7 protein-coding genes are annotated in these 8,825 nt (G+C 63.4%); 4 read left to right on the top strand and 3 right to left on the bottom strand.

Translation table 11 applies throughout. From position 1 onward, the window contains the following. Window positions 1-464: 464 nt before the first annotated feature. From CKO23_RS19010 to CKO23_RS19000, 3 genes are all read right to left on the bottom strand, one after another. A complete protein-coding gene (locus CKO23_RS19010) occupies window positions 465-848 on the bottom strand; it encodes a sulfur globule family protein (RefSeq protein WP_200333517.1) in 384 nt (127 codons plus the stop codon). 338 nt (window positions 849-1,186) lie between these two features. After that, the gene (locus tag CKO23_RS19005) at window positions 1,187-2,164 is read right to left on the bottom strand and encodes a uracil-DNA glycosylase (protein WP_242482567.1); all 978 of its coding nucleotides are present in this window, start codon (window positions 2,162-2,164) and stop codon (window positions 1,187-1,189) included. Then, window positions 2,157-3,707: a 2-isopropylmalate synthase gene (locus CKO23_RS19000; protein WP_200333515.1), complete on the bottom strand. Its 1,551-nt coding sequence runs from the start codon at window positions 3,705-3,707 to the stop codon at window positions 2,157-2,159. Before CKO23_RS19000 ends, CKO23_RS19005 begins: the two co-directional genes overlap by 8 nt. A gap of 484 nt (window positions 3,708-4,191) precedes the next feature. Here CKO23_RS19000 and CKO23_RS18995 point away from each other — a divergent pair, with 484 nt between their 5' ends. The 4 genes from CKO23_RS18995 (at window position 4,192) to CKO23_RS18980 (ending at window position 8,631) form a co-directional block, all read left to right on the top strand. Continuing rightward, entirely contained in the window at window positions 4,192-4,536 is a 345-nt protein-coding gene (locus CKO23_RS18995) for a UPF0175 family protein (protein WP_200333513.1), read from the top strand. A gap of 77 nt (window positions 4,537-4,613) precedes the next feature. Then, window positions 4,614-5,015 (top strand): DUF3368 domain-containing protein, encoded by a 402-nt coding sequence (locus tag CKO23_RS18990; RefSeq protein WP_242482566.1) that lies wholly within the window; start codon window positions 4,614-4,616, stop codon window positions 5,013-5,015. A 16-nt stretch (window positions 5,016-5,031) separates the two neighbouring features. Further along, entirely contained in the window at window positions 5,032-6,879 is a 1,848-nt protein-coding gene (locus CKO23_RS18985) for a GmrSD restriction endonuclease domain-containing protein (RefSeq protein ID WP_200333509.1), read from the top strand. Between the two features lie 249 nt (window positions 6,880-7,128). Next, entirely contained in the window at window positions 7,129-8,631 is a 1,503-nt protein-coding gene (locus CKO23_RS18980) for an AAA family ATPase (protein WP_200333507.1), read from the top strand. Window positions 8,632-8,825: the final 194 nt, after the last annotated feature.

The raw sequence follows: 8,825 nt of genomic DNA, 5'->3' as shown, positions 1-8,825 counted from the left end.
TGCGTGTGCGCGTCGATCAGTGCTGCGAACGGATGGGCCATCGGTTTTCTCCCCTTGAAAAAGGCGGGGAGCCTTTCCAGCCCGGCTCGCGAGCCGCCGAGTGTCACGGACTCGGATGGCGGTGTTCAGCCATCTTCTAAGAAAGACAGTCGGAAGCGTCAATGACGCTGCCGAAAACCGATCACATGGGGCTATCTGCAGCGAAAAAATACTCATCGGCAGGCATCATGCCTGCGGAATGTGCGACACAAGGGCGGGAAACCAGCGGTGTGGTGAGACCCGTCGGGCGCGTTGCGAAGGCGGAGCATCAGGGACGAGGGGATCAAGTCGAAACGACTTTGCGCGGTTACCCAGATGTGGGCGACCACTGTTATTAGGGCGCTGGTGACGGCCCTCGGGGGGCTGACGGCAGACGCAAAAAAGCCAGGCATTCGCCTGGCTTTTCCTCGGACTGGAGTCCGATCTTACTTCGACTCGGACTGGGCAGGAGCTGCCGGAGCCGGAGCGACCGCACCGTAAGGCATGCCATAAGGCATTGCGTAGGGCGCTGCACCGTAGCCGCCGTAGGGGTAGCCATAGCCGCCGTAGGGATAGCCATAACCGCCGTAGGGGTAGCCATAGCCGTAGCCGTTACCATAGCCGCGGCCATAACCACGACCGTAGCCGCGACCGCCGCCACTCATGCTCATGTTGAAGTCGCCGTAGCCGTCGCCGAAGAAGTCATCCATCCAGTCGCCCATGCCCGAGCCGTAGCCAGGACCGCCCCAACCCGGACCCCACCAAGCGGAGGCGGAAGCGGAAGCACCCAGCAGGGCAGCAATAGCAGCGGCAGTAGCAAGCTTTTTCATCTGTGTTCTCCAGATCGTTTGTGTCGTTGGCAGCAAGCGTGGTCCGTTTATTCAGACTTCTTGAGACCACGGGGAGCATTATATTAGAAAATAATTAAATAGCCAACTAGATTTGGCTATCATCATTTTCACCTCAATCGCCCCTCCCTATGGGCGGTTGATTTTCGCGGTTACCGCCTCGGACCTCAGCCGGAACACCTCGCCCAGCGAAGACGGGCGTCAACTCCGATGATCGGCGCCTCCTCAGGATTCAATGGGGTAAGCTACCCAACTCCAAGGGCCTCACTGAATCCGTGAAACCACTCAGGCCGAAAGTCCGAGCCATGAGGCTCCAGCGGTCAGCCAGCGCCTTGACCAGGCGTCCGCGGCGCATCTAATCGACGTCGGATTTCAGTCAGATCATCCCACGCCTTGGCCTTCTGCTCGGGGGAGCGCAGCAGGTAGGCCGGGTGATAGGTCACCCGCAACGGCACGGCATGCGCGCCGAAGTCGAACCACCGGCCGCGCAGCCGCCCCACACTGGTGTCCGTCCGCAATAGATGCTGCGCGGAGATGCGCCCAACCGAGAGGATCAAACGCGGACGGACCAGTTCCATCTGGCGTAGCAAGAAGGCCTCGCACTGCAGGGCCTCCTCGGGCTTGGGATCGCGATTTCCAGGCGGCCGACACTTGAGCACATTGGCGATATAGACCTGCTCGCGCGGCAAGCCGATGGCGGCAAGCATGCGATTGAGCAACTGACCCGCGCGGCCGACGAAGGGCTCGCCCGCGCGATCCTCGTCGGCGCCGGGCGCCTCGCCGACGATCATGAGATCCGCCTCCTGGTTGCCGACGCCGAAGACCGTCTGGGTCCTGGTCTCGCAGAGACCGCATGCACGACACCCGACAACCGCGGCCTGCAGCGCCGGCCAATCCATCTGCTCCACCCCGCCTTGCTGGTCCTCGCCGATGGTGTTCGACCAGAGATCGAGTTCGGCATCGGCCGCCCAGACGTCGTCGGGCCAGGGCGCGACGTCCGGCCAGGGAGGAGGCTCGGGGGTGTCCTGCGCCGGAGCCGGGGGCGCTTGCTGATTCACAGCCTCTGACTCCACGGACGCGCGGGCCTGAACCTCCGCGCCTTGCGCGGCGGCATCCTGCGCGTTGGGGCGCTCGACACCCCCGCCCTCCTGGTCGACAGCCAACGCCGGGGCGGGCTCATCGCACGCGACAAGGGGCGGCTGAATTGCCCCCCCGGAACGCAGTTCCCAGAGCGTCACCCCCATCGCCTCCAGGTAGGCGTGGCGGCGCCACTCCTCCATGCCCTGCATCTCAGACATCGCTGGTCTGCGGGTGGGCACGCTCGGCCGGGTGCAGGATCTTGTTGCAGGCGTTGATGTAGGCCTTGGCCGAGGCGATGAGGATATCCGTGTCCGCCCCCTGGCCATTAACGATGCGACCGCCCTTCTCCAGACGCACCGTCACCTCGCCCTGGGCATCCGTCCCGCTAGTGATGGCGTTGACCGAGTAGAGCTTGAGCGTCGTCCCGCTGTGAACGATGGTCTCGATGGCCTTGAAGGTCGCATCCACCGGGCCGCCGCCGGTTGCGGTGCCTGCCTTCTCCTCGCCGTCGAAGGCGAGGACCAGATCGGCCGCGGGCGTTTCGCCCGTCTCCGAGCAGACGCGCATGGAGACCAGCTTGACGCGCTCGTTGGCGGTCTCCAGGGTCGTATCCGTCACCAGCGCCTGCAGATCCTCGTCGAAGATCTCGTGCTTCTTGTCGGCCAGATCCTTGAAGCGCGAGAAGGCGGCGTTGAGCTCTTCCTCAGAGGCCAGCACCACGCCCAGTTCCTGCAGGCGCGCACGGAAGGCGTTGCGGCCAGAGTGCTTGCCCAGCACCATGCGGTTCTCGCTCCAGCCGACGTCCTGGGCGCGCATGATCTCGTAGGTCTCGCGGTTCTTGAGCACGCCGTCCTGATGGATGCCGGACTCGTGCGCAAAGGCGTTGGCGCCGACCACGGCCTTGTTGGGCTGCACCGCAAAGCCAGTAATGCCGGAGACCAGGCGCGAGCAGTTCATGATCTGCTTCGTGTCCAGCCAGGTCTCGCACTCGAAGAGGTCCTGACGGGTGCGCACCGTCATGACGATTTCCTCCAGAGCCGCATTGCCCGCGCGCTCGCCCAGGCCGTTGATGGTGCACTCGACCTGGCGCGCGCCGTTGCGCACCGCGGCCAGTGAGTTGGCGACGGCTAGGCCGAGGTCGTTGTGACAGTGGACCGAGAAGACGGCCTTGTCCGCGTTCGGGATGCGCTCGCGCAGGGCGGCAATCAGGCCGCCGAACTGATCGGGGATGTTGTAGCCCACGGTATCGGGGATGTTCACCGTCCGCGCCCCCGCATCGATCACCGCCTCCAGCACCCGGCAGAGGAAGTCGAGTTCCGAACGGCCGGCGTCCTCGGGCGAGAACTCGACGTCGTCCGTGTACTGGCGCGCCCGCTTGACCGCATAGACGGCCTGCTCCAGCACCTGATCCGGGGACATCCGCAGCTTCTTCTCCATATGAATGGGAGAGGTCGCGATGAAGGTATGGATGCGCCCCGCATTGGCGCCCTTCAGCGCCTCGCCCGCGCGATCCAGGTCCTTGTCGAGCGCCCGCGCCAGTCCGCACACCCGGCTTTCCTTGACTGCCTCGGCCACCGCCTTCACGGCCTCGAAGTCGCCCTGGCTCGCAATCGGGAAGCCCGCCTCGATCACGTCGACCCGCATGCGCTCCAGCGCCTTGGCGATGCGGACCTTTTCGTCGCGAGTCATGGATGCCCCGGGGCTCTGCTCGCCGTCGCGCAGGGTCGTGTCGAAGATAATGAGGTGGTCTTTATTGGTCATGGAGAGATCTCTGGCGTTGGCTGAGGATCGGACAGGCACAATCGGAATCGATGGACTGGAATGGCATGCGCCCGAGCGGCCGAAGAACAGCTCGGCCGTCAAAGCAGCGAGGCCGCTTCGCGGAGGCATCGCGAGGCAGCCGCACCCGCTATTCTCGCTCGACTCCATGGCAAGGTTGTAGCGCAAATCGCAGGCGGAGAAGCGGCCGCGCTCAGCGATGCATGGGCGCGTCTTCATCACGACTCATCTCGACGCAACAGCGAGAGCCCGTCGTGAATCCGGCGGTCAGCAGGACTCACGGCAGGATAAGCGGCGACTCGTTATCGCGCCACCCAGTGGGCCGTATCCCGCGCCGGAGCGACGGCACCCACACTGCCGGCAGATCGAAAAGCGCGTTGCGGGATGACGCGTCGGGTCAGGAATAGAGCGAGCGAAACCGGTTGCTGCTATCGTTCCACCCATTGCCCGCCCAAGAGAAATACCTATGGAAACGGTGAATGTGAGTGCGCTCAAGAACAACCCGAGCGAAGCGTTGCGCAAGGCGCACAATGACGTCGTCGTGGTCTTGAACCGCGATCGACCCGATACATTGATGGTCGGTGTCGAGTTGGCTGGCGTTCTCGATGCCAAGGGCGTCAAGCCAGCATTGGCGACGGCCCTGTTCCGCGACGGAAATCTATCCCTGGCGCGCGCCGCACGCTTGGCGGAGATGCCAGTCAGCGCGTTCATCACACATGTCTCGCGCTTGGGGATCCCTGTCGTCGATCTCGATTCGAAACAGGCCGGGCGAGACATGGAGACCCTTGAGGAATGGCTCGCCTCGTCCTAACCGATGCGAGTCCATTGATCGGACTTGCACGGGTCGATGGGCTGCCGTGGCTGCGAGAGCTGTTCGGCGAGGTTTGGATGCCGGCCGAGGTTCGATTCGAAGTCCTGCCCAATAGGGGCTTGCCCGATGAACAGACGATTCGATCAGCCCTGGAGGCTGGATGGCTGAAAGTGCGCGAGCCGACGCCGGCCACTCCGGTCTTACCCGATCTCGATGAAGGTGAAACGGCTTGCATCCGTCTTGCCTTGGCGTTCACGGAGCCGGTCCTCGTTCTAATGGATGACCGAGCAGGTCGGGCGATCGCCGGCGAGCATGGCGTGCGGGTGGCCGGTACCGCGTCAGTGATCGGCATGGCCAAGTCAAGAGGACTGATCCCCTCGGCGCGAGACGTCTTTGCACGTCTGCACGCCTCCGATTTCCGGATCTCAGCACAGGTGATCGACACCCTGCTGCGACAACTGGATGAGCGATCGCCCTGAGACCGCAAGAGGACGCATGAGTACCTTCGACAGCACCAAGACACCACTCCCAGAGATCATCAAACAGATCACGGAGGGGAAACTGCAATTACCGGATTTTCAGCGTGGCTGGGTCTGGGATGATGAGCACGTCCGCTCATTGCTGGTCAGCGTGGCGCGCTCCTTTCCGGTCGGAGCGGTCATGCTGTTGGAGACCGGCGGCGAGGTCCGCTTCCAGGTTCGACCGGTCGAGAACCTGACCTTCGCAGGGCCGACCCCCGAGCCTGAACGGCTCATCCTGGATGGCCAGCAACGACTCACCTCGCTGACGCAGGTGCTGGCACTCGAGAAGCCCGTGAAGACCTACAATGAGAAGGGCAAACCGATCGAGCGACACTACTATATCGACATCCAGGCCGCACTGGAGGACGAGCGACTCGATGAGGCATTCGTCGCGGTGGAAGCCGACAAGACGATCAAGACGAACTTTGGTCGCGACATCCGGCTCGATCTTTCGACACCGCAAAAAGAGTGCGAAGCCCTGCATTTTCCCTGCAATCAGATCCTCAACTCCGACACCTGGGAAGAGGGCCTTCAGGAGTTCGCAGCGGAGAAATTCGGCCTCTACATGCAGTTCCGCAGACAGGTGCTCAACGCCTTTCGCAGCTATCAGCTTCCCCTGATCGTGTTGGGCAAAGCGACCAGCAAGGAAGCCGTCTGCCTCGTGTTCGAGAAGGTAAACACCGGCGGGGTGCCACTATCGGTGTTCGAACTGGTGACGGCCAGCTTCGCCGCCGAGGGCTTCAATCTGCGAGACGATTGGCACGGAAGTCCCTTGCGTAAGATCGTCGGACGCAGTCAACGGTTCAATGTGGAGCCGCTACTCGCCACGGTAGAGCCAACGGACTTCCTTCAGGGAATCAGTCTGTTGCATACCCTGGAGAAGCGGAAGCTCGACATCCAGATCGGCAAGACGGGGAAAGCGGTCTCGGCCGTGAGCGCCAAGCGGGTTTCGGTGTTATCGCTGTCATTGGCAGACTATCAGAAGTGGGCGCTGGACCTGGAAAGTGGTTTCCTGCTGGCCGCAAAGCTCCTCCGCAAGGAGTGCTTTTTCGCCGCCCGCGATCTGCCCTACCGCACGCAATTGGTGCCACTGGCAGCCGTCCTATCTCACCTCAAAGAGCGCTGGCTCGAGCCCAAGATCTACGACAAGTTGTGTCGTTGGTACTGGTGCGGCGTCTTGGGCGAACTTTACGGCGGCGCTGTCGAGACCCGAATCGCCAATGATCTGGAGGAGCTGCTAGGGTGGATCGACGGGACGCGAGATGAGCCCCGAACCGTCTATGAAGCGGCCTTTCAACCCAGCCGCCTGCATACCTTGCGCTCGCGTCTGAGTGCCGCTTACAAGGGACTCAACACCTTGATCCTAAGGGATGGCGCGAAAGACTTTTTCTGGAAGGCGACCATTCAGGAGCTGGACCACGAGGAAGTCGCGCTCGATATCCATCACATTTTCCCCAAAGCCTGGTGCGAGCAACAGGGCATCAAGCCATCCGTCTTCAACGCCATCGTCAACAAGACACCGATTTCCTACAAAGCGAACCGCATGATCGGCGGCAAAGCACCTTCCAGCTATCTCGCCGGGATCCAGTCGCACAAACAGGTGGGACTGACCGACGAGACGATGAACAGCATTTTGGAGAGCCACCGCATCGACCCCGCGGCTTTGCGTGCGGACGATTTCGAGCGCTTCTACCAACAGCGACACGAACACCTCTTGCAGATCGTCGAGCAAGTCATGGGCAAGAGCGTCGAGCGTGACACCGGAGAACCATCAGACAGCGATCTGGATCAGGAAACGGAGACGGAGGAAGCCGACACCTGAGCACCTGCCTCCATGCCCGACTGGTCTGGAGCTTCTCTAGCCCCGGTGTGGCGATTACCCTGACTGCCTCGACGCTCTGGAGCCGCTTTCAGGCGACGGCGCCGGCCGTGTTGAGCCGGGGCGCTCAACCGGAAATGCCCCAGACCGGCCCAACCTGGATGCCGTTCACAGATCCAGATGGCCGTCCTTGAGCGCCTCGGAGATTCCTGATACCCCTAAACGACCCGAGACGCACCTGACCCACCCCCAATGACTCCGGACCTCCACGACCTCGAGCTGCTGCTGCGCTCCGACACGCCAATCATTCTCATCGAGTCCATCGAGGAGCTGCGGGTGATCGAGCTCTTCTCGCGCCTGGCGCTGCGCGTCACGGAGCCCGCCTTCCGCTGGACCGTCACGGACGGTCTGCAGCGCATCGAGTTCGACGCGGAGCCCCAGCATTTTCTGGCCGACCCGGCCGAGGTGCTGCGCCACATCCGTGTCACGACCCAGCGCGGCATCTATATCCTGCTCGACTTCCACCCCTATCTCGACAAGCCGCTGCATGTGCGCCTGCTCAAGGAGATCGCGCAGGGCTACGTGGGGCTGCCACGCACCCTCATCATGGTGAGCCATGCCCTGGAGGTGCCACCGGAGCTGCGCCACCTGAGCGTGCGCTTCTCGCTCCGCCTGCCCGATCGCAACCGGCTCATGGCGCTCATTCGCGAGGAGGCCAAGCTGTGGCAGCAGATCGGTCCGCACGGCAGCGTGCGCACCAGCCGGGGGTCCCTGGATCAGCTCGCCGATAACCTGCTCGGCATCACCGAATCCGACGCCCGTCGGCTCATCCGCAACGCCATCCGCAACGACGGCGCCATCACCAAGGACGACGTGGAGTCGGTCAAGCGCGCCAAGTACGAGCTATTGAGCCCGGAGGGCATCATCAGCTTCGAGTACGACACGCGCTCCTTCGCCGATGTCGCCGGCCTGTCCAATCTCAAGGCCTGGATCGACCGGCGCCGCGACGCCTTCCTGGATCCGGAGCGCACGCGCGACCACCCGCGCGGCATCCTGATGCTCGGCGTCCAGGGCGGCGGCAAGAGTCTCGCGGCCAAGGCCGTGGCGGGCCGGCTGGGCGTGCCGCTGTTGAGACTGGACTTCGGCGCGCTCTACGACAAATACATCGGCGAGACCGAGAAGAACCTGCGCAAGGCGCTGGAGACGGCAGACCTCATGTCGCCCTGCGTGCTTTGGGTCGACGAGATCGAAAAAGGCATCGCCACCGGCTCCGAGGACGACGGTGTCGGGCGGCGCGTGCTCGGCACCCTGCTGACCTGGATGGCCGAGCGCAAGACCCGCGTCTTCCTCGCCGCCACCGCGAACGACATTTCCCGCCTTCCGCCGGAACTGATCCGCAAGGGCCGCATCGACGAACTCTTCTTCGTCGACCTGCCACCCACCGACGTTCGGCGGGAGATCTTTGTGATCCACTTGCGCCAGCGTCAGCTCGACCCGGAGACCTTCGACCTCGACGCACTGGCGGAGGCGAGCGAGGGCTTCACCGGAGCAGGCATCGAGCAAGCCGTGGTCTCGGCGCTCTTCGCCGACGCGACCGACAAGAGCGCGGTCACGACCGCGACCCTGCTCGCCGAGATCGCCAGCACCCAGCCGCTCTCCGTGGTCATGGACGTCCAGATCCAAAGGCTCCGGGCCTGGGCCAAGGAACGCACCGTCCCGGCGCACGCCGCCGAGCCCTCGCGCGCAAGCGTCTGAGTCAGCGGCAGCACTTGGCCGGTTCGCGTTGATCACGAGGCCGCCGCATCCAGGCATCACCCTCGGCGCCCCATCTTCCAATACAATCCCGGCACGGGTGATTGGGCCTCGGGCAGGTGCATTCGGCCCGCGATGCCCCTACTTCTTACAATCGATTTTTTCCACGCGTGCCTGGATCCCCATTGGCCTGAGGC

The organism is Thiocystis violacea, from assembly GCF_016583565.1.
Lineage (GTDB): Bacteria > Pseudomonadota > Gammaproteobacteria > Chromatiales > Chromatiaceae > Thiorhodococcus > Thiorhodococcus violaceus_A.
Note: the sequence above shows the minus strand (reverse complement) of the source record. Positions and strands in the feature narration are given on the sequence as shown.

Coding starts and splice junctions, on each gene's coding strand:
- CKO23_RS18985 (WP_200333509.1), top strand. CDS start 5,032: ATGAGTACCTTCGACAGCACCAAGACACCACTCCCAGAGATCATCAAA.
- CKO23_RS19005 (WP_242482567.1), bottom strand. CDS start 2,164: ATGTCTGAGATGCAGGGCATGGAGGAGTGGCGCCGCCACGCCTACCTG.
- CKO23_RS18995 (WP_200333513.1), top strand. CDS start 4,192: ATGGAAACGGTGAATGTGAGTGCGCTCAAGAACAACCCGAGCGAAGCG.
- CKO23_RS19010 (WP_200333517.1), bottom strand. CDS start 848: ATGAAAAAGCTTGCTACTGCCGCTGCTATTGCTGCCCTGCTGGGTGCT.
- CKO23_RS19000 (WP_200333515.1), bottom strand. CDS start 3,707: ATGACCAATAAAGACCACCTCATTATCTTCGACACGACCCTGCGCGAC.
- CKO23_RS18980 (WP_200333507.1), top strand. CDS start 7,129: ATGACTCCGGACCTCCACGACCTCGAGCTGCTGCTGCGCTCCGACACG.
- CKO23_RS18990 (WP_242482566.1), top strand. CDS start 4,614: ATGCCGGCCGAGGTTCGATTCGAAGTCCTGCCCAATAGGGGCTTGCCC.